15 protein-coding genes and 1 pseudogene are annotated in these 21,575 nt (G+C 64.4%); 1 reads left to right on the top strand and 15 read right to left on the bottom strand.

Annotation, left to right across the window (positions count from 1 at the left end; genetic code table 11):
- Positions 1 to 12: 12 nt before the first annotated feature.
- The 9 genes and pseudogenes from H8B02_RS11620 to H8B02_RS11665 all read right to left on the bottom strand — a co-directional run bounded on the left by H8B02_RS11620 (position 13) and on the right by H8B02_RS11665 (position 10,549).
- Positions 13 to 1,005: an ABC transporter ATP-binding protein gene (locus H8B02_RS11620; protein ID WP_229166366.1), complete on the bottom strand. Its 993-nt coding sequence runs from the start codon at positions 1,003 to 1,005 to the stop codon at positions 13 to 15.
- Positions 1,002 to 2,015 carry an ABC transporter ATP-binding protein gene (locus H8B02_RS11625; protein WP_229166367.1) on the bottom strand — a complete coding sequence of 338 codons (1,014 nt, stop codon included), beginning with the start codon at positions 2,013 to 2,015 and terminating at the stop codon, positions 1,002 to 1,004. Before H8B02_RS11625 ends, H8B02_RS11620 begins: the two co-directional genes overlap by 4 nt.
- A complete protein-coding gene (locus H8B02_RS11630) occupies positions 2,015 to 2,908 on the bottom strand; it encodes an ABC transporter permease (RefSeq protein WP_229166368.1) in 894 nt (297 codons plus the stop codon). Before H8B02_RS11630 ends, H8B02_RS11625 begins: the two co-directional genes overlap by 1 nt.
- A gap of 4 nt (positions 2,909 to 2,912) precedes the next feature.
- The gene (locus H8B02_RS11635) at positions 2,913 to 3,860 is read right to left on the bottom strand and encodes an ABC transporter permease (protein WP_229166369.1); all 948 of its coding nucleotides are present in this window, start codon (positions 3,858 to 3,860) and stop codon (positions 2,913 to 2,915) included.
- 72 nt (positions 3,861 to 3,932) lie between these two features.
- Entirely contained in the window at positions 3,933 to 5,528 is a 1,596-nt protein-coding gene (locus H8B02_RS11640) for an ABC transporter substrate-binding protein (RefSeq protein WP_229166370.1), read from the bottom strand.
- Between the two features lie 413 nt (positions 5,529 to 5,941).
- Positions 5,942 to 6,829 (bottom strand): TauD/TfdA dioxygenase family protein, encoded by an 888-nt coding sequence (locus tag H8B02_RS11645; protein ID WP_229166371.1) that lies wholly within the window; start codon positions 6,827 to 6,829, stop codon positions 5,942 to 5,944.
- 79 nt (positions 6,830 to 6,908) lie between these two features.
- Positions 6,909 to 7,607 carry a DUF2270 domain-containing protein gene (locus H8B02_RS11650; protein ID WP_229166372.1) on the bottom strand — a complete coding sequence of 233 codons (699 nt, stop codon included), beginning with the start codon at positions 7,605 to 7,607 and terminating at the stop codon, positions 6,909 to 6,911.
- A gap of 122 nt (positions 7,608 to 7,729) precedes the next feature.
- Positions 7,730 to 9,279, bottom strand: a pseudogene (locus tag H8B02_RS11660) (AMP-binding protein).
- 115 nt (positions 9,280 to 9,394) lie between these two features.
- Complete coding sequence (locus H8B02_RS11665; RefSeq protein WP_229166373.1) at positions 9,395 to 10,549, bottom strand: iron-containing alcohol dehydrogenase; 1,155 nt, start codon at positions 10,547 to 10,549, stop codon at positions 9,395 to 9,397.
- A 484-nt stretch (positions 10,550 to 11,033) separates the two neighbouring features.
- Here H8B02_RS11665 and H8B02_RS11670 point away from each other — a divergent pair, with 484 nt between their 5' ends.
- Positions 11,034 to 11,462: a DUF6916 family protein gene (locus tag H8B02_RS11670; protein ID WP_229166374.1), complete on the top strand. Its 429-nt coding sequence runs from the start codon at positions 11,034 to 11,036 to the stop codon at positions 11,460 to 11,462.
- Here H8B02_RS11670 and H8B02_RS11675 read toward each other — a convergent pair.
- The 6 genes from H8B02_RS11675 to H8B02_RS11700 all read right to left on the bottom strand — a co-directional run bounded on the left by H8B02_RS11675 (position 11,444) and on the right by H8B02_RS11700 (position 21,292).
- On the bottom strand, positions 11,444 to 12,004 hold the full coding sequence (locus tag H8B02_RS11675; protein ID WP_212316803.1) for a GNAT family N-acetyltransferase: 561 nt from the start codon (positions 12,002 to 12,004) through the stop codon (positions 11,444 to 11,446). The genes H8B02_RS11670 and H8B02_RS11675 overlap by 19 nt on opposite strands.
- A gap of 7 nt (positions 12,005 to 12,011) precedes the next feature.
- Complete coding sequence (locus H8B02_RS11680; protein WP_229166375.1) at positions 12,012 to 12,539, bottom strand: phage tail protein; 528 nt, start codon at positions 12,537 to 12,539, stop codon at positions 12,012 to 12,014.
- Positions 12,540 to 12,548: 9 nt separating this feature from the next.
- Positions 12,549 to 13,052: a phage tail protein gene (locus H8B02_RS11685; RefSeq protein WP_212316807.1), complete on the bottom strand. Its 504-nt coding sequence runs from the start codon at positions 13,050 to 13,052 to the stop codon at positions 12,549 to 12,551.
- A gap of 12 nt (positions 13,053 to 13,064) precedes the next feature.
- Positions 13,065 to 13,562: a phage tail protein gene (locus tag H8B02_RS11690; RefSeq protein ID WP_229166376.1), complete on the bottom strand. Its 498-nt coding sequence runs from the start codon at positions 13,560 to 13,562 to the stop codon at positions 13,065 to 13,067.
- Between the two features lie 273 nt (positions 13,563 to 13,835).
- Positions 13,836 to 18,944 carry a beta strand repeat-containing protein gene (locus H8B02_RS11695; protein WP_229166377.1) on the bottom strand — a complete coding sequence of 1,703 codons (5,109 nt, stop codon included), beginning with the start codon at positions 18,942 to 18,944 and terminating at the stop codon, positions 13,836 to 13,838.
- Positions 18,872 to 21,292 carry a beta strand repeat-containing protein gene (locus tag H8B02_RS11700; protein WP_229166378.1) on the bottom strand — a complete coding sequence of 807 codons (2,421 nt, stop codon included), beginning with the start codon at positions 21,290 to 21,292 and terminating at the stop codon, positions 18,872 to 18,874. The genes H8B02_RS11695 and H8B02_RS11700 overlap by 73 nt, the downstream gene beginning before the upstream one ends.
- Positions 21,293 to 21,575: the final 283 nt, after the last annotated feature.

Genomic DNA, 21,575 nt, shown 5'->3' on the forward strand with positions numbered 1-21,575 from the left:
ACGACGGCGGAGTCACTCGTCCCGCCCCGTCCCGTCATTCAGCCAGCAGGCGACCTGATGCGCCGTGCCGGCCGCTTGCAGTGCCGGGCGCTCCAACTTGCAGCGATCGATCGCGTAGCGGCAGCGGGTGTGGAAGGCGCAGCCCGAAGGCGGATTGATCGGGCTCGGCACGTCGCCGTCGATCATCGGCGCGAGCCGCCTGGCCTTGGGGTCGGCGATCGGCACCGAGGCGAGCAGCGCCTGGGTATAGGGGTGGCGCGGATTGGCGAACAGCTCGTGCTTGTCGGCGATCTCGACAATACGGCCGAGATACATCACGGCCACGCGGTGGCTGATATGGGCGACCACCGCGAGATCGTGCGCGATGAACAGGTAGGAAAAGTTCTGCTTGCGCTGCAGGTCGATCAACAGATTGATCACCTGCGCCTGGATCGAGACGTCGAGCGCGGAGACCGGCTCGTCGCAGACGATCAGCCGCGGGCCGAGCGACAGCGCACGCGCGATACAGATGCGCTGACGCTGCCCGCCGGAGAACTGATGCGGAAAGTTCTTCATCTGGTCGGGCCGGAGACCGACCTGTTGGAACAGCTCCGCGACGCGCTCCTGCTTCTTCGCGCCGCTAGCCAGGCCATGCACGGTCAGCGGCTCGCCGACAATATCGCCTGCCGTCATGCGTGGATTGAGCGAGGCGAACGGATCCTGGAACACGATCTGCATCGAGCGGCGATACGGCCGCAGCGCGCTCTTGCTGAGCGGTGCGATGTCCTCGCCATCCAGCTTGATGGCGCCGCTGGTCGGCTCGACCAGCCGCAGTACGGTGCGCGCCACCGTCGACTTGCCGCAGCCGGATTCCCCGACGAGCCCGAGCGTTTCGCCAGCGCCAAGCGCGAAGCTGACGCCGTCGACCGCATGCACAGTGCCGACCTGCCGGCGCAGCACGCCGCCGCGCACCGCGTAGTGCTTGACGAGATCGGTCACCTCGAGGAGCGGGCGTTGCTCGGTCATGACGCCTCCAGCATCTCGCCGGCGCGCCAGCAGGCCGCCCAGTGATTGCTCTTGACCTCGTCGAGCGGCGGATACTCCTTGAGGCAGCGGTCGATCGCGAACTTGCAGCGCGGCGCGAAGGCGCAGCCGGGCGGCAGATTGGTCAGTGACGGCACCATGCCGGGAATTTCGGTCAGCCGCGCATCGGTCTTCGCGCCCAGCGCGATCACCGCCGGCATCGAGGCCATCAGCCCGCGCGTATAGGGATGCAGCGGCGTTTCGAACAGCGACTCGACCGTCGCCTCCTCGACCTTCTTGCCGGCATACATCACGATCACGCGCTGCGCGGTCTGCGCGACGACGCCGAGGTCATGGGTGATCAGGATCAGCCCGGTGCCGAGCCGCTGCTGCAAATCGACGATCAGCGCGAGGATCTGCGCCTGGATGGTGACGTCGAGCGCGGTGGTCGGCTCGTCCGCGATCAGGAGCGCCGGCCGGCACGCCAGCGCCATCGCGATCATGGCGCGCTGGCGCATGCCGCCGGAGAGCTGGTGCGGATATTCCTGGGCACGGCGCTCCGGCTCCGGAATCCGCACCAGCCGCAGCATGTTGACCGCCTGCGCCCACGCCTCCTTGCTGCTCATCTTCCGATGCAGGCGCACCGCCTCGGTGATCTGGTCGCCGATCCGCATCACCGGATTGAGCGAGGTCATCGGCTCCTGGAAGATCATCGAGATGCGGTTGCCCCTGATAGCGCGCATTGCGGCATCGTCGAGCTTCAGGAGGTCGGTACCTTCGAGCGTCACCGAGCCGCCGACAATGCGGCCGGGCGGATCGGGCACCAGGCGCATGATCGAGAGTGCGCTGACGCTCTTGCCGCAGCCGGATTCGCCAACGATCGCGAGCGTCTCGCCGCGGCGAACCGAGAACGAGACGTCGTCGACCGCGCGGAACAGGCCGGAGTTGGTGAAGAACACCGTTTGCAGGTTCTTCACGTCGAGAACCGTCTCTGGCGGAGCAGCCTCGCTCATCAGCCGCGCTGCCTCGGATCGAGGATGTCGCGCAGCGCGTCGCCGAACAGATTGGTGCCGAACACCGCGAGACTGATCGCGATACCAGGGAAGATCACCAGCCACGGCGCCGTGCGGACATATTCAGCAGCGGATTCCGACAGCATGCGGCCCCAGGACGGATAAGGCTCGGGAATGCCGAGGCCAAGGAACGACAGCGACGCTTCGGTCAGGATGGTCGAGCCGAGCTGCGCGGTGGCCAGCACGATCAACGGTGCGATCGTGTTCGGCAGCACGTGGCGCAGCGCGATGCGCGTCTCGCTCATGCCGATCGATTTGGCGGCTTCCACGAATGGCTGCTCGCGCAGCGCCAGCGTGTTGGCGCGGATCACGCGGGCAACCGTCGGGATCAAGGGAATGGCGATGGCAAGGATCACGTTCGGCAGCGACGGGCCGAGCGCCGCGGTCATCACAAGCGCGAGCACCAAGAGCGGCAGCGATTGCAGGATGTCGGTCACCCGCTGGAACACGAGGTCGACCCAGCCGGAGAGATAGCCTGAGGTGAGACCCACAATGACGCCGAGCGTGGCGCCCAAGGTCGTGGAGCCGATGCCGACCGCAAGCGAGATCCGCGCGCCATGGACGATGCGGCTCCAGACGTCGCGGCCGAAGGAATCGGTGCCGAACCAGTGCAGCGTGGAGGGGGCGGCCAGCCGGTGGGCGGAATCGACGGTGAGCGGATCGTAGCGGCTGATCAGATCGGCTGATATCGCGGTCAGCACGAACAGCAGCATGATGACCAGGCCGATGGTGCCGAGCACATGGCGCTGGGCGAGGAACGCGAACCGCCCCCAGCCGGCCGTGGCGTTGGCTCCGGCGCGTCGCAGTTCGCTGTCGAAATTGATCGTCGCCATCGGGTCAGTCTCCAAACCGGATGCGCGGGTCGATCGCCGCATAGAGCATGTCGACGATGAAATTCACGACCACGACGACGACCGCGATGAACATCACGAGGTTCTGCACGATCGGGTAGTCACGCCAGCGCAGCGCCTCGACCAGGAAGCGGGCGATGCCGGGGATGTTGAACACGGTCTCGGTCACGATCAGCCCGCCGATCAGGAACGCGGCCTCGATGCCGATCACGGTGATGACCGGCAGCACGGCGTTCTTCAGCGCGTGGCGGTAGTTCACGGAGGCCTCGGAGGCGCCCTTGGCGCGCGCGGTGCGGATATAGTCCTGACGCAAGATCTCCAGCATCGAGGAGCGGGTGATGCGCATGGTCAGCGCCGCGCTGCGGAAGCCGACCGCCATCGCCGGCACCGCATAGATGGTCAGCGCCTCGAGCCAGGTCTTGGGATTCGGGTTGAAGATCGGCATGGTGCCGAACAGCGAGACCGAAGCCATCAGGATCAACAGGCCGAGCCAGAATGACGGCAGCGACAGGCCGCTGAGGCTGACGACACGCAGCGCGTAATCGAGCTTCGAGCCCTGGTGCACGGCGCTGATCACGCCGAGCGGAATGCCGATCGAGGCGGAGAACAATAGCGCCAGCCCCGCAAGCCGTGCGGTGATCGGGATCCGCGGCAGGATCTCCTCCAGCGCCGGCTTCTCGGAGACATAGGAATAGCCGAGGTCGCCGTGCAGCAGGCCGCCGATCCAGTGCAGGTACTGGATCACGATCGGCTGGTTGAGGCCGAGCTCGCGCTCGAGATTGGCCTTGTCGGCGGGATCGACGAAGCCCGCGGCGTCGAACAGGATATCAACGATGTTACCGGGCACGACGCGCAGCAGCACGAAGATGATGACCGAGATCCCGAACAGGGTCACGAGCATCAGGAACAACCGCCGCACGATATAGGCAAACACCCTGGCTCTCTCCCTGATCCCGAATCTTCTCTTGACGCGCGCCGGCGTCCACTTCGCTCGAAAACGCTATGCCTACTTGTCCAGCCAGACGTCTTCGTAGCGATAGCCGTTATAGGAGCTGTTGGACATGATCGTGACATTCTTCACGTAAGGCTTCCAGCAAGTACCGGTCCGGGCGTGGAAAATGATCGGACGCGCGACGTCTTCCTGCAGCTTCTTGTCGATCTCCCAGACCAGCTTCTTGCGCTTGTCGATGTTGGTCTCCTCGGATTGCTGGTCGAACAGCTTCTCGATGTCCTTGTTGCAATAGTTGGTGTAGTTGCGCTCCGAGCCGCAGGCATAGTTCTCGTAGAAGGACTGATCGGGCTCGTCGACGGCGTTGCCGGTGAGGTTGAGGCCGAGCGAATAGTCCTTGCGCGCGATCTTCGGAAACCACTGCGCGGTATCGACGACGTCGAGCTCGGCGTCGATATAGATGCTCTTGATCTGGTCGATCAGGATGATCGCGGGATCGCGGTAGACCGCGATGTTGCGAGTCGACACCTTGATCTGCAGGTGCTTGTCCGGGCCATAGCCCGCCTTCTGCATCAGCTCGCGGGCCTCCTCGCGGTTTTTCTCGATGTCGGGACCGTAGCCGGGGATCTGCTCCAGCATCTCCTTCGGCATCGCCCACAGGCCGTCGGGTGCCGGCTCCATGGTGCCACCGATGTCGCCCTGGCCCTCGAACATGATCTGGATGAACGCCTTGCGATCGAGCGCCAGCGCCAGCGCGCGACGGATGTCAAGATTGTCGAACGGCGGTCCGCTCGAATTAATGATGATATTGGTGGAGACGTTGTTCGGTTCCACCACGCAGACGGCCTTGGGGTCTTGCGACTTGACGTCCTTGAGCAGCGGGATCGAGACCTCGGTCGGGAATGTCATGTCGAACTTGCCCGACACGAAGCCGAGGATCGCGGTCGAGCGGTTGGTGATAATGGTGAACTCGATGCCATCGAGATAGGGCAGGCCCTTTTTGAAGTAATCCGGGTTCTTGGTGAGCTTGATCGATTCGTTGGCCTTGAACTCGACGAACTTGAACGGGCCGGTACCAACAGGCTTTGTGCGCATCTCCGCCGGCGACACATGACAGGGATAAACCGGCGAATAGCCCGAGGCGAGCAGCGACAATAACGCCGGCTGCGGCCGCTTCAGCTTGAACGACGCCTCATCATCGCCGTTGGTGGTGACCTCGTCGACCTGCTCGTACCAGGACTTGCGCGGGTTCTGGCGGAACTTCTGCTGCGACTTGCCCATCAGCATGTCGAAGGTGCATTTGACGTCGGCTGCGGTAAATGGCTTGCCGTCGTGCCATTTCACGTCCTTGCGCAGCTTGAAGGTCAGGGTCTTGTTGTCGCCGCTCCAGGCCCAGCTCTCCGCCAGCTCCGGCCGGATCGTGCTGGTGCTGTTCTGGGCGATGTGCTGATCGAAGATGACGAGATTGTTGAAGATAGGCATGAACGGCACGTTCAGCGAATAGGTCGCGCCCTCATGGATCGATGCGCTGCCCGGGCTGTCGCGGTGATAGATCCTGAAGATGCCGCCGGATTTCGGCTCGGCCGCGTGTGAAGTGCCGCTGAACGTCAGCACAGACAACGCCGCGACGGCCAGCGCTCGCACGCTCCGCATGGTCCCCTCCCACATGTCGGTCTCAATGGCCGATTGGCATCGACGATACCACGGTGAGGCTGTCGAGCAACCAGCGAGGGTCGCGAGGGGATTGGCAATTCGGATGACGTGAGAGCATTAAAATTTCCACCGACCGGGAATAATGGCCGTGATGGCGGGGAATTCCGATTGTTTTGCTATGCAGCGGCGAATCTTCGTTCAATTTCGATTGCTGACGTCGACGCGTGCGGCGTGAAGCGGTCCAAATCAGCGACAGTTTGTCGCCGATATGGATCAGCGCACCCTAACTCTTCCCGTCATCCTGAGGAGCGCGAAGCGCGTCTCGAAGGATCGACGGCCCGACTGTGGCCGTGCACCCTTCGAGGCTCGCTGCGCTCGCACCTCAGGATGACGGTACGATGACCATTCGCGTGTCACTCCGCCGCTTGCGACGAGGGTGGGCTCACGCTCGCGACGCCATCGGCCTCGGTTGCCGAGATCGTGGTGCGAATCATCAGGCGGCCCTCATGCGCCGGCCAGGGACGGCCGCGATGCATGGTGGCGCGGTTGTCCCACATCACGACGTCGCCCTGCTTCCACTGGTGCAGATAGCTGACGCCGGGTGCGGTCGCAGCTTCGGTCAGTTGCTCGATCAGCGCCTTGCCGGCTTCGGCATCCATGCCCTCGACGCCATAGGCGTGGGAGGCAAGATACAGCGCACCGCGGCCGTTGACGGGATTGCGCCACACCATGCGCCAGCACACCGGCGGCAATGCGTCGACTTCCTCGGTTGTTGCGAGCCCGGTGGCGACCTTGCTGCGCGAATGCGCGTAGGAATGCCAGGCGAACGAGTTCTCCAGCCGCTTCGCCACGTCCTTGTCGAGCCGCTCGAAGGCAAGCCGCATCGAGACGAATTCGGTCTCGCCGCCATGCTCGGGGATGATGCGCGCCGACAGGATCGAGGTCAGCGCCGGCACGCGCTTGAAGGAGGAGTCGGTGTGCCAGAGCTGGTTGGCCTTGGCGCGCAGTTGCTGCCGATGGTCCGACGGAACCACCTTGCCGTCGGGCCCGAAGGTCGAGAGGATCACAAAATGCGAGCCGGTGCCCATCGATCCGACCTTGGTCGTCTCTGGCGGACCGAAGCGGCGTGAGAAGGCGAGCTGGATGTCGTCGCTGACTTCCTGGCCGCGGAACACCAGCACCGAGTGTTCCTCGAACGCCGCGCGCACTGCCGCATAGACGGCATCGCTGGCGGCAACATCCGAAAGCGTGACGCCGCGCAGTTCGGCTCCGAATCCCTGGCGCAGTAGGATCACTTCCATCGGCAAATCCTCCCTGATTTTTCTTGTTGAGGGGAGGTTAGGGGAAAAGCCTGCCAGCGGCAACGCGGCTCGCGCCGCCTCACCCCATCGCGATCAGATTGTGCCGCGTCCGCCGGTCGGCGACCTCCATGCGACGCGTGACGAAGGCGAACAGCGCCCAGCTGGAATGGAAGGCGACGCCGGCCAGAACCACGATGGCTCCGGGAATCGGTCCGATCGCGGCGCGGTCCCAGATCTCGCTCACCGTGGTCAGCGGCAGAGGGTGGATCGCCAGCTTGCCGTAATAGGCGATGGCCTGGATCGCGAAGATCCAGCCATAGGTCCGGCGCAGCCGCCGGCCGATCGCCCGGGCAAGGCTGATGTGGTAGCTCGGATGGCGGTAGTCGTTGGCGAGCAGCTCGGTCCAGGCCGAGTTCGGCGTGGGACTTTCGCCGCGGATCATTGGCGCGTAGAAATCGGTTTCGAGCAACCGCGCCCGGGCGCGCCAGACGTTGAAGTAGCGATAGCGCCGCGCCTCGAACAACAGGAAAACCGTGACCAGCAACCCGACTAGCACCATCGGCAAAGGCGAGGCCTCCGCGCTGCTGTAGGTCGCCGACAGCGCGATGCCGGTCGTGACCACCGCCCAGTTGGTGGAGCTGTCGAGGCGGGTGCGCCAGACCGTGCTGCGGTAGACCTCGCCACGATAGAGATGGGCGAGCGCACCGATCTCGGCGGCAGTGAATTCGAGCCTTCCGGCCTGTACCGGCTCGGGCTCGCGCGGCTGGGGCGACGGCATGGCGGCCTCCGGCGAAGCTGGCTTGCGATCCAGGAGCATAGCGCGAAATCCGCGCGACGGGCGAGTCTGTTGCGCCGCCCGGCGTCCCCGGCTGCGACGGCCCGGCTCGCCGCATCACGTGTTCACACGATCCGCGAGGTCTTGTTGCCCCAATAGCGATCGCGCAGCAGGCGCTTGTAGAGTTTTCCGGTTGGCAGCCGCGGCAGCTCGGCCTCGAAATCGACCGAGCGCGGCACCTTCTGGCGCGACAGCGAGCTTGCGCAGAACGCGATCAGCTCCTCGGCGAGCTCCGGCCCCGGTGCGATGCCGTCGATCGGCTGCACCACCGCTTTCACTTCCTCGCCGAGATCGACATTGGGCACGCCGAACACTGCGGCGTCGGCGACCTTGGGATGGGTGATCAAGAGGTTCTCGCATTCCTGCGGATAGATGTTCACTCCGCCGGAGATGATCATGAAGGTGGCGCGGTCGGTCAGATAGAGGAAGTTGTCCTCGTCGACATAGCCGACGTCGCCGACCGTGCTCATGCTGCCGTCCGCCGAGCGGGCCTCGCTGGTCTTGACCGGATCGTTGAAATACTCGAACGGCGTCGCGGTCTTGAACCACACCGTGCCCGGCGTGCCCTTCGGGCAGGGCTGCATGTTCTCGTCGAGGATATGCAGGTCGCCGAGCAGCACCTTGCCGACGGTGCCGCGATGGGCGAGCCATTCCTCGCTGTTGCAGGCGGTGAAGCCGAGGCCCTCGGTCGCGCCGTAATATTCGTGAATGATCGGGCCCCACCATTTGATCATGTCGTCCTTGACCAGCGCGGGGCAGGGCGCCGCGGCATGGATCGCGATCTCGAGCGTCGACAGATCGTAGCGGCTGCGAACCTCCTCGGACAGCTTCAGCAGGCGCGAGAACATCGTCGGCACCAGCTGGCTGTGGGTAATGCCCCATTTTTCGACGAGCTGGAGATAGCGCTCGGGATCGAAGTTCTCCATGATGACGACGGTGCCGCCCATCCGGATGGTGAGATTGACCGCGGCCTGCGGCGCCGAGTGATAGAGCGGTGCCGGCGACAGATAGACCATGCCCTCGCGGTAATGCCAGAGCTTGGTCAGGAAATCGAACAGCGGAAGATTTTGCGACGGCGGCTGCTCGGGCAGCGGCCGCACGATGCCCTTCGGCCGGCGGTCGTGCCGGAGGAATAGAGCATCGCGGTGCCCGCATATTCGTCCGCGATCGGTGTCGCCGGCAGCCCCACGGTGGCCTGTTGCAGCCCGACGATGCGATCGCTCTCACTGTCGCCGTCGACCACGATGCAGAGCTCGACCTGCGGACACTCCTTCAGCGCCTCGCGCGCGATGTCGAGCTTCAGCTTCGAGGTGATCAGGATCCGAGACTGGCTGTTGGTCAGGATGTAGGCGAGCTCGCCGGCCGTGAGGTAGGAATTGACGCAGGTGAAGTAGAGGCCGGACCGTTCACCGGCGCCGCAGGCCTCGAGGTAGCGGTTGTTGTTCTCCATGAAGATCGAATAGTGATCGAGTCGCTTCATGCCGCGGTTGCGGAACAGATGCGCGAGACGGTTGTTGCGCGCCTCGAGCTCGCGATAGGTGACGATTTCGCCGGTCCCGGCCATGATGAAGGCCGGTTGCAGCGGGCGCAGATAAGCATGCTTGCCGGTGTACATCGAAGCTCAGATCTCCCCTCAGTGTTGCTTTGCTTCTTGTTTGAGCATGATCTCCGCGCAAACGCTTCGCGTTTGTCGCGAGGGAAAACCGCTTCGCACTTTTCCGGATCATGCTTTAAGCGGCCATCATCAGAATCTCGCGGACCTGGGATGGACCGTCGATCTTGCGCGGATTGCGCGGCACCCAGGGCGTGCGCATCGCACCCGCCGCGATGCGGTCGAAATGCTCGGGGCCAACACGGACCTCCTGCAAACTGCGCGGCATGCCGAGATCGTGGATGAAACGGTCGAGCACGTCGCCGGCGTCCGCGCCCGGATGCCCCATCGCGGCCGCGACCAGCGCCTGCCGGTCGGCATTGTCGCGCTTGTTCCAGCGCATCACCGCCGGCAGCATCACGCATGAGGTGTAGCCGTGCGGCACGTCGAACTCGGCGCCGAGCACGTAGCCGATGCCGTGGCTCGCGCCCATCGGCACGCCGGAGGCGAGCGGGCCGGTCGAGAGCCAGGTGCCGATCTGGCAATCCATCCGCGCCGAGATGTCCTTCGGATTGGCCTTCACCCGCGGCAGGCCCTGCGCCAGCATCTCCAGCCCCTTCAGCGCCTGTGCGTCGCCGTAAGGATGCGCCTCGCGCGAGCAGATGCCCTCGACGCAATGATCGACCGCGCGGATGCCGGTCGACAGGAACAGCCAGTCCGGCGTGTGCACCGACAGGTCCGGATCGAGGATCGTGGCGCGCGGCATCACCAGGGGATGGCGCAGCATCTCCTTCTGCCGCTTGGCCTCGTTGGTGACGCCTGCAATCGACGAGAACTCGCCGCCGGCGATCGTGGTCGGCACGCTGATCTGGCGCACGGTGGGAGGATTCATCTCGGGCGTGATGCCGCCACGGGTGCGGATCGTGTCGATGCCGTCGGATGTCGTGACGTTGTTGGCGAGGCAAAGCTGCACCGCCTTGGCGCCGTCGGTGATCGAACCGCCGCCGATGGTGACGATCAGATCGGCCTTCGCGTCACGCGCTTGTTCCGCTGCCGCGATGACTGCGGCGCGCGGCGTATGCGCCGGCATCTGATCGAAGGTGCCGACGCAGCGGGCGCCGAGTGCTTGGCGGACTCTTTCGATCTCGTCGGTTTCGCGGTTCAGCGTACCCGACACCATCAGGAAGGCGCGCTGGGCGCCAAGCCGGTCCAGTTGCTCGACGATGGCCTCACGGGCGGGCCGCCCGAACACGACCTCGTCCATGGCGCCGAATACGACACGGCCTCGATGCACGCGGCTGTCCTCCCTCAAGATGGGCCGCCTTGCCGGCGGCCCTTTGCGGGGAGGTTAGCGGAGGAAATCGGGGCCGTCATCAGGGGTCTGGGTTGCACGGTCGGAAGCTCCGCGTTCACCGCCGTCGTCCCGGCGAAGGCCGGGACCCATAACCACCGCATTTGGTGATGAAAGGGACCGCGGCCCCAGCGTCGCGCAGCAATTGAGATTTGGGGCAATGGGTCCGGCTTTCGCCAGGACGACGCCGAGTGTGTTGCGCATTCTGTGAGTCATGCTTCCGCATCCTCGCGGCGCGATGCACCCGAGTCTTGCGTTTACTTGCCCTCCTCTTGGGCAGAGGGCGCAGGGAAAGCCCGGTGCGCTTGGGGGCACCGCTCCATCCACCCGTCATTCCGGGGCGGCGCGAAGCGCCGAGCCCGGAATCCATTGTGCCGCCGAACAAGTGGATGAATGGATTCCGGGTTCTCGCTTCGCGAGCCCCGGAATGACGGTCGACGACAGGACCTCCCGACGCGACGGCGGCTTCGAATCGAAGAATAGATGCCTGGCAGAAATCTTGACGGCAACATCGCGGCGTGTGTTACACCTCGAAAGCAACAGGGACGTGCGCATGACATCCACCGTCGATCTGGCGAAACTGCATCTTGACGACTTCATGCCGCATCGAGACGTGGAGTTCGAGATGCAGACGGCGGAAGGCGTCGTGGCGCTGAAGCTCGCCAAGGTCGAGGCCGCGGGCAACAGCGGCCGGGCGGGTGGTGCGTTCTCGCTGCTGTTCACGACGCCGAAGGGAGCCTGGTTGCCGCAGGCGATCTATCCGGTGCGGCATCCGGCACTCGGCGTGATCGAGATCTTCCTGGTGCCGATCGGCCCGCTCGGAGACGGCAACGGCTATCAGGCGGTCTTCACCTGATGGCCGGAAGCTGCGGTCCCGCGCCAGCGCATCAGGTCGTAGACGCCCTTGTCTTCCTCGGTGACGAAACCGAGCCGGCGGTAGAGCCGCATCGCCGGATTGAACTTCTCGACATGGATTGACATCGCCTTGCCTGCGCCGGCGGCCTCGTCGAGCAGGTCGCGCATCAGCGCGCCGCCGAGACCCGATCCGCGATGTTCGGGCAGGAAGGCGATATCGATGACGCAATGCTCGCTCGGCCAGCGGTCGACATAGAGGCGGCCGATATCCTCTCCACCGCGCATCGTCACCAGCCAGTCGGCCGTCGGATAGTGCTGCTGGTAATGCGCATGCTGCGCCTGGAACTGCATCGCCAGGAAGGCGGCCTTCTGCTCCGCGCTCCACGGTGTCACTGCCAGTTCATCGGTGCGCGTCGAAGCATAGAGCCGCGACAGGAAGGGCAAATCGGCATCAGCGATGCGGCGGAAGCTCAGGCCGGCATCCGCGGCGCGCGTCCATCCGAACGCCGCGGCAGCCGCATCGGTGCTCAAACCATCCGTCATGGCCGGTCTAGCTGCGCGGCGGGAAAATGCCCTGCAACGCGATGCAGAAATTCAACGTGAGATAGGGCATCAGGTTGTTGTGGGGCTGGCTGCCGCCGTTCGGCAGAATTGAACTGGTTGCCGAGAACGGCGAAACGTTGGTCAGCGTCGCCGTGTAGGCCTGTCCCGGGTTTGCGCGTGCAAGGGATCGTGTCGGACCGGGCGTGGCAAGCTGAGACTGATTGATATTGCCCAGAACCCCGTGGTTGTGCTGGGGCATCTGGCTTTGCAGCAGGGTCACGGTCGTCGTACCGGCGGACTGTCCGATGTCGTAGAAAGTGCCGGTGGAGCTCTGCCCCTGCTGCATCGGCGCGCTGCCTTGCAGGTCGGGCAACGCAAAGTTGCTCTTGCCGTCGCCGCCATAATAGGTGCCGAGCAGGGAGAAAAGTGCGGTGTTCTGCGAGATCGGTATGAGTTGCCCGTTGCAGACGGCCCACCCCAACGGCGCGAAGTCGAACGGGAAAATGCGGATCTCGGCCAGGAATTGATCAGACATGGTCCCGTCCTAGTTTTGGCTCGGGTAAACGCCGAACAGTGAAATGATGAAGTTGTAACAGAGGTAGGGTTGCATGTTGTCGTGCGGCTGGCTGCCGCCGACGAACGAGCACGCCTGGCTCGCCATCGGCGAGGCGGCCGCGACCTCGCGGTAGATCTGGGTCGCTCCCACCGCGCCCACGACATTGCCCGTCACCGTGTTGCCGGTCGCATTGTTCAGGGACGCAGCCATCGGGTGGTTGTGGGTGGGCAGTTGCTGGGTGATCAGCGTTACCTGTTCGGAGCCCCCGGTCTGCCCGATGACGAAGCCACTGGTCTGGTGCAACGGCAGACGGCCTTGCAGGTTCGGCAGCGCGAACGTCTGCTGGCCGTCACCGCCATAGGTGGTCCCGATCAGATTGTACAAGGTGGCGTACTGGTCGATCGGCAGGATCTGTCCCTGGCAGAGCATCCAGCCGGCCGGCGCGAAATTGCCGCCGAACATGCGAATCTCGCCGACGTAAGGCTGGCCCATGGCGCGCGTCCTTTAGGTCCGGGAGGGGAAGATGCCCTGCAACGCGATGCAGAAGCTGAGCGTGAGATAGGGCTGCATGTTCTCGTGCGGCTGTGAGCCGCCGGCATTGCCGACGGTGCTCGGAGCCAGCGTCGTCAAACTGCTGGCAGCGGTATAGAGATTGGCCGACGTCGCCATCAGATTGTTGGTGACCGCGGCATTGTCGGCGCCGTTGGTGGTGCCCTGAAAAATATGCGGATGCTGGGGCATCTCGGGGATCGACAGCGTGTGAGACGTTTCACCGCCGGTTTGCCCGAGCGTGAAGCCCGAGCCCACATGCAGCGGCACTTTTCCCTGCAGGTTGGGCAGCGCGAACGTCGTCTGGCCGTTGCCGCCATAGATGGTGCCGAGCAATGCGAACAACGCCTGGTTCTGATTGATCGGCAGCAACTGTCCATTGCAAAAAGCCCAGCCTTTCGGCGGGAAGTTGAACGACATCATCCTGATCTCAGAGAGAAACGGTTGGGACATCGATCCTCCGTCAGACGATCCGTCTCGTCAGTGACTCAATTAATGAAAATTCAAGGCAAATGTGGTCGCGCAACAACGGGTGCACGATAGCGTGCTTTGCGCCAAATGCAACCTAAACGATTGTCGGAGTTTTGTGACGAACGCATGACGTGCGGATGGCGTTGCGATGACGTGGCGCTTCGCGACGACGATTGCCGTGAATGCGGCGCGACCGAATCGAAACGCCTGCCGGATCGTTCCGGCAGGCGTTGCTCAGGCTGTTGCGACGTTCGATCAAACCACCAGATCGTGATGGGTCTGGAGATGATCGGTCGGGTTGCCGCCCATGGCGGCGTAGGTCATCTCGTGGCCGACCCACCATGGCGTCGCGGCACTGGACTGTCCGTTGAACAGATCAGATAAAGTCTGCGTGTTCGTGGCCACATCCACGTGGTTTGTGTTGGTCTGCGACTGCGTCTGGATCAATGACGAGAAGTCGAAGCTGTCGCCGCTGGTCACCTTGAGCGTACCGGTGGTCTGCAAAGTGGCGGTTTGCTGGTTCGAGGTTGCGGTGCCTTGCGTCGGCATCGCCTTTTGCAGGGCCGCGTTGGATTGGGCGACGTCCGCGGCAGTGGGAAGTCGACGCTCGCCGTCGGCGAGGCCGATATACATCAGGCTGTTGGCATCCGATGGCGAAATCGAGTCGGGGAGGCCGAGCACGTGGCCCAGTTCGTGAACCACGGTGGTCAGCAGATCGAGATGACCCGCCGCGGCCGTCGACGGATCGGTCAGGAGATCGGTGCCGGCGGCGTTGACGGCGTGGGTGAACTCGAAATTGTCCGCCGGGGTCGGGTCGATGAACCAGCCGTGGCCGGCGGCATCGGTGTCGATCGTGATAAGCAAGGCGCCTTCCTGACCGACAATCTGGCCGGCGAGGTCGGCGATGCTGAAGGTCGCGGCATGCAGGAGGGCGAGCTGCGTCGCGTTGGCGCCCGCACTCGCCCATTCGGCGATCGCCGCCGACACCACCGAACTGAGCTCGGCCTGCGTCAGGTGCGTCTCGCCCGTGTTCGGGGTCGACGCCTGAACGCCGCCCGCTTCGGCAAGCAGCGGCGCGACCACCGCGGGCAGCGTCGGCAGCGTGCTGACCAATGTCGTCGTGCCGTTGCCGCCGGTGGTGTCGACGGTGATGCCGCCCGTGGTGCTGGTGTTGTCGTCGGTGATCACGCTTGCGGCGTTGCCCGACGTCGAACCGTTCTTCGAGAGGTTCAGATGGGTGCTGGCGCCGAAGTTGCTCAGCTCGACGTCGGTAGCGTAGAGCGCGCTATGGTTCAGCGTGTTCTTGCTGCCGGTGCCGCCGGAACCCATGCCGATGGCGACATTCGTCGTGCTGGTGTCGGTCGCGGTCGCGCCGTTCTCGACATCGAGCGCGGCGAACGGACCGGCGGAAGTCGGAGACGACACCGAGTTGCCGTAGAGCGTGGCGTTCAGGGTCGAGCTGCCGTCGTTATTCTGCAGCGCGATGCCGGCGTCGCCGACGCCGGTGATGGTGTTGTTCTGGATTAGCGTCGTCAGGCTGCCGGCGCCGGCGTCGCGGACGAAGATGCCGTCGGAGTTGGATCCCACCTTCGCCGGGCCGATATCGTTGCTGGCGATGGTGCCGGACATCGTGCCGTTGTCCTGGCCTTTCGAGACGAAGATGCCGACGGTGTCGAAGGCGTTGGTGCCGCCGTCGGTCAGGATGTTGTGCGAGATGTCGAACGTGGTGGTCGCGGCGGAGACGAGGCCACCGGATCCGCTGGCAATATGGACGGCCGTGCCGCCGCCGGGAACGATCGCTTGGCCGTTGTGGAAGGTGTTGCTCCGCACCACGGCGTCCATCGACGAATTGTTGTTGGCGGCGAACGCGATGAAGTCGGACCGCGTGCCGGCAAACGTGCTGTTGGTCACCGTGTAGTTGGCGGTCGCGGAGTTGTAGACTTGGCCGAGGACGTTGTCGTTGCCGCTCGAGCCGATCAGGCCGAACGTGTCGTTGTTCATCGTCAGGCGGTTCAGCGCGCCGCTGGTGTTGTAGAGGTCGATGTTCTCGTCGAAGCCGCCGGAGATGCTCGACCCCGTGATCGAGGCGGTGCCGAGCAGATTGTCGAACCGGATGCTGCTTTCCTCGCGGTCGCCGGCAATGGTGGTGCCGTTGGTGCCGTTGATCGTGCTGTTGGCGAGCGTGAAGCCGATGACGTTGTTGCCGTAGATCGCGAAGTTGCTGAAATCATGCATCGACATGTCGGTCAGCGACACGTTGGCGGTATTGTGCAGGAAGATGCCGGTCCCGTTCGTGCCTGACGTCGCTTGTCCGTTGGCGTCGCTGCCGATCAAGATGTCGCTGCCCGTCTTGTTGTCGATGGTGCCGCCGGATCCGGTGGTCCCGGTGCCCGTGACGGCAAGGCCGCCGGCCGATCCGGTGTTGCTGAGGATGATGCCGGCGTTGTTGGAGGTGCCGGTGGACGAGATGCTCTGGAAGGTGATGTTGCCCGAGCCGATATTGGTGTTCTCGACATCGAGCGCGGTACCGGTGGTGGACGTGATGGTGTTGTTGCTGCCGGTGACGGTGATCGTGCCGCCATGGGTGAAGCTCATGCCGGCGCCGCCGGCGGTCTTGATCACGATGTCGGACATCGAGACGGTCCCGACATTGTTGCCGTCGTCGCTGATGCCGATGCCGGTCGAGGCCGAGGTGTCGATGCTGACGCCGGTGATGGTGTGACCCGACGTGCCGAGCAGGTCGATGCCGTTGTGGGCGCCGGTGACCTGGATGACCGGATCGGTGCCGGAGCCGGTGTTGGCCGTGACCAGCGCGCCGGTCACCAGATTGGTGAATTGCAGGGTGTGGCTGCCGCCGATCAGGTTGACGCCATTGGCGAGACTGATGCCGTTGGCTTCACTGTAAGTGCCGGTGCCGTGCTCGAGCACGACGTAGTCGCCGGAGCCCGCCGGATTCGCGGCGTTGAAGGCCGCGATCGAGGTGTATGGATTGGCTTGGGTGCCGGCGTTGGTGCTGCTGGTGGCCGAATTGTCGATATAGAACACCTGCGGGACGACGCCGACAAGGAAGCTCTGCGGGCCCGATGAGAGCGGGCTGCCGGTGCCGGTGTGGCCGTTATCGTTGATGTTCAGCGAGATCGCGTCCGCCCCGGTGAAGCCGTCGTCGCTGTTATAGGTCAGCGTCGCCAGCGCGGTGTTGATCTGCGCGATCGTGCCTGTGAGCGTGACGGTGTGGCTGCCGTTGTTGGTGAAGCTGGCGAGGCCCGTGGTGTTGAAGTTCAGCGCGCCGTGGCTGGAGGTGATCGTTGCGATCTCATTGCCACCCGCGGAATCGATGTCGGCGACCGAAAGCGCCGATATCGCGAGGTTGGTGTGTGAAAATGCACTCCCGACCGATGCATCCGACGGCACCGTCGCGGTGGGCGGATCGTCGATCGCGGTGACGGTCTGGCTCGCACTTGCGGAACCGGTGTCGTTGCCGCCGTTGGCGGTGCCGCCGTCGTCGACCGCGGTCACGGTATAGGAACGCGCCGTGGTGTCGGGGGGCTCGCCGGTGTTGTTGAACTGAACCAGATCGAGCACGGCATTGTAGTGCGCGATCGTGTCGGTGCCGGTCAGGGTGACGGTTTCGGTGGTGGCCGTGCTGGTGATGGCGAAGTGGATGCTGCCAATGTCGCCGCTCGAGCCGGCGTGACCCGAGATCGAGAGCGCGTCCGAAGGCTTGAGGTCGTTCAGTTCGAAGGTCGCGCTGATCAGGTTGGTGCTGTCGACGTCGGTGATCGTGAGGTTGGGAGCAATCGTGACCGGGACGGAATTCGCCGGCGGCGTGCCGACCGGCGGCTCGCTGAAGTTGGTGATCGCGCCGAATGTCACCACCGGCGGGTTGTTGACCGGCGTCACATCAATGGTGTCGGTCACGGGCGTGCTGTCGACGATACCGTCGTTGGCGATGATGGTGACCGTGCGGGCCAGGCCGGACGGGTTGTTGCTGGTGTTGAGATAAGTGATCGAATCCAGCGCCGTTTGATAATTCGCAACCGTATCGTTGCCGGTCAGCGTCAGCGTGCCGTGTACGGCATCAAACGTTCCAGTGATGTTGCCGAATGCGGTGAAGGCGAGAACGTCCTGGCCGCTGACATAGTTGCCGGTGATCTGGACGGTGGCATGCGCAAGATCGGCCGAATCCGAATCCGTGACGGTCAATGCCGGGTCGAACGCGGTCGCGGGTTGCCCCTCGAGATAGTTCAGGGTGTGGCCGGCGGTGACGACGGGCGGCGCATCAGGAGGCGCGACCGTTTCGGTGTTCGAGGTGCCGGTGATGGCGGCGCTGACGGTATCGGTCGCGGTGATGGTCTGGCTGCCCGCGGTCTCGAATGTTTCAGCGAAGGTGCCGACGCCGTTGGTCAGCGTCATGTTGGCCGGTAGCACCGCGCTGCCGTCGGTCGAGGTGAAGTGCACCGTGCCCGTATAGCCGGTGGCCACGTTGTTGTGGGCATCGAGCGCAGTGACGGTGACCGAACCCGGAACGTTCGCCCTGCCGTTGGCGGGGATGCTGACCACAAAATGCGTGGCCGCACCCGGCGCGACCGTTTCGGCGTTCGAGATACCGGTGATGATGGCGCTGACGGTGTCGGTCGCGGTGATGGTCTGGCTACCGGCAGTATCGAGGGTTTCGCTGAAGCTGCCGATGCCGTTGGTCAACGTCATGTCGGCGGGCAGCACGGCGCTGCCGTCGCTCGAGGTGAAGTGGACCGTGCCCGCATAGCCAGTGACGACATTGCCGAAGGCGTCGAGCGCGGTCACCGTGCCCGAACCGGCCGTTCCTGCCGTACCGCTCGCCGGGATGCTCACGCCAAAATGCGTGACCGCGGCAGCCGTGACCGTCTCGGCGTTCGACGTGCCGGTGATGGCCGAACTGACGGTGTCGGTCGCAGTGATGGTCTGGTTGCCGGCGGTGTCGAGGGTCTCGCTGAAGGTGGCGGTGCCGTTGGTCAACGTCATGTTGGCCGGCAGCACGGCCTGGCCGTCGGTCGACGTGAAGTGCACCGTGCCTGCGTAACCGGTGGCGATGTTGCCGAAGGCATCATATGCGGTGATCGTGGCCGGACTTGCTACGCCCGCCGTTCCGCCGGCCGGGAGGGTGACCACGAAGTGGGTGGCGGCGCCCGCCGTGACGGTCTCGACGTTCGAGGTGCCGGTGATGGCGGCGCTGACCGTGTCGGTCGCGGTGATGGTCTGGCTGCCGATGGTTTCGAATGTCTCGCTGAAGCTGCCGACACCGTTGGTCAGCGTCATGTTGGCCGGCAGCACCGCACTGCCGTCGGTCGACGTGAAGTGCACCGCGCCCGAATAGCCGCTGGCCACGTTGTTGTGGGCATCGAGCGCGTGACGGTGACCGTGCCTGGCGTTCCCGCCGTTCCGTGGGCCGCAATGCTGATCACAAAGTGGGTGGCGGCACCCCCTGCCACCGTCTCGACGTTCGAGGTGCCGGTGATGGCGGCGCTGATCGTGTCGGTTGCGGTGATGGTCTGGCTGCCGGCGGTATCGAGGGTTTCGTTGAAGCTGCCGGTGCCGTTGGTCAGCGTCATGTCGGCGGGCAGCACGGCGCTGCCGTCGGTCGACGTGAAGTGCACGGTGCCTGTGTAACCGGTGACGACATTGCCGAAGGCGTCGAGCGCGGTCACCGTGCCCGAACCGGCCGTTCCTGCCGTACCGCTCGCTGGGATGCTCACGCCAAAATGCGTGACCGCGGCAGCCGTGATCGTCTCGGCGTTCGAGGTGCCGGTGATGGCGCTGCTGACCGTGTCGGTCGCGGTGATGGTCTGGCTACCGGCGGTGTCGAGGGTCTCGCTGAAGGTGGCGGTGCCGTTGGTCAGCGTCATGTTCGCCGGCAGCACGGCCTGGCCGTCGGTCGAAGAGAAGTGCACCGTGCCTGCGTAGCCGGTGGCGACGTTGCCGAAGGCATCATATGCGGTGATCGTGGCCGGGCTTGCGACACCCGCCGTTCCGCCAGCCGGGAGGGTGACCACGAAGTGTGTGGCGGGGCCCGCCGTGACGGCCTCGGTGTTCGACGTGCCGGTGATTCCGGCGCTGAGCGTGTCCGTCGCGGTGATGGTCTGGTTGCCGACGGTCTCGAATGTCTCGCTGAAGCTGCCGACACCGTTGGTCAGCGTCATGTTGGCCGGCAGCACCGCACTGCCGTCGGTCGACGTGAAGTGCACGGTTCCTGTGTAACCGGTGGCGACATTGTTGAAGGCATCGAGTGCGGTGACGGTGACCGTGCCGGGTGTCCCCGCCGCTCCGTTGGCGGCAATGCTGACCACAAAGTGCGTGGCGGCACCCCCCGCCACCGTCTCGGCGTTCGACGTCCCGGTGATGCCGGCGCTGACCGTGTCGGTCGCAGTGATGGTCTGGTGGCCGGCGGTATCGAAGGTCTCGCTGAAGCTGCCGACGCCGTTGGTCAGCGTCGCGTCGGCGGGCAGCACGGCGCTGCCGTCGCTCGACGTGAAGTGGACTGTGCCGGTATAGCCGGTGGCGACATTGTTGAAGGCATCGAGCGCAGTGACGACGACCGACCCCGGCGTCCCCGCCGTGCCGTTGGCGGCAAGACTGACCGAAAAATGCGTGGCGACGCCCGGCGTCACTATCTCGGCATTCGATGTCCCCTTGACCGCGCTGTTGGCGGTGTCGGTCGCTGTAATGGTCTGGCTGCCGGCGGTATCGAGGGTCTCGCTGAAGCTGCCGGTGCCGTTGGTCAACGTCACGTCGGCCGGCAGCACGGCGTGGCCGTCGGTCGACGTGAAATGAACCGTGCCTGTGTAGTTGGTGACGACGTGGTTCAAGGCATCGAGCGCGGTGACGGTGACCGTGCCCGGCGTGCCCGCTGCGCCGTTGCCCGGGATGCTCACGGCAAAGTGCGTGGCGGCACCCAGCGTCACCGCGATGGTGAAGGTCTGCGAGCTGGACAAGGTGCCGTCGCTTGCCGTCGCGGTGACGGTGTAGGCGTGACCGGGGGCGGTGGTGTAGTCGATCTTGCTGGGATCGGCGACGGTGATGACGCCGGTATTGGGGTCGATCTTGAAGCCGCCGCCTGAGGTGTCGCCGGTCAGGGTATAGGTCACGGCATTCATGTCGGCCGCGGATGCGGTGATGCCGACAAGCGTGCCGGCGGCGGATCCTTCCGCGACCTTGTTGGGTGCAGCGTTGCTGTCGACCGGCGTCGAGGGCGCAACGTCAGTGACACCGATGGTGAAACTCTGCGAGCTCGTCGCGATGCCGTCGCTCGCCTGAACGGTGATGGTGTAGGCGTGACCGGGGCTGGTCACGTAATTGACCTTGGTGGGATCGGCGACCGACACCACGCCGGTGTTCGGGTCGATCTTGAAACCGCCATTGGAGCTGTCGCCGGTCAGCGAATAGGTGACGGGACTACCGACGGCGCTGGTGGCTTGCGCGGTGATGTTGACCAGCGTATTGACCGCGGCGCCCTCGGCGACCGTGTTGTTTCCCGCATTGGCGTCGACCGGTGGCGACAGCGAGTCAGTGACCGGCGGCCAGGGCGTGCCGGGAGGACAGCCGAGGTACAGATATTGCAGACCATACGTGTCGGCGAAGGCCTGGGCAGCCGAGTCGAGGACGATGTGACCGGTCGAATCGAGCTGGAGTGCCGGGCGCGTTAAACCACCGATTGTATAGGCAGGTATGGTCGTCATGAGCACTCCTGCGATCGGCGTGGACGCCGATCGATAATTACATTTGTTGGATACGAGGACGTGTGATGCGGTTCACACGTTGAGGTTGATCATCCGCGATCGGAGCTTGCGCCAAGCTGGCTGCAATACCGGACGACCTTGATGTCCACGGAGCCGTGACATCAGCAAGGTCAAATGCGCTTGCCATTTACGTAGTCGCCTTCACACACTCGCGCCGCGACAAAACATAATGAATGTTCGAGAAAAATGCGGCCGGCCAACAAAATTCATGCTTTGGCAACCA

Source organism: Bradyrhizobium altum (assembly GCF_020889705.1).
Classification (GTDB): Bacteria; Pseudomonadota; Alphaproteobacteria; order Rhizobiales; family Xanthobacteraceae; genus Bradyrhizobium; species Bradyrhizobium altum.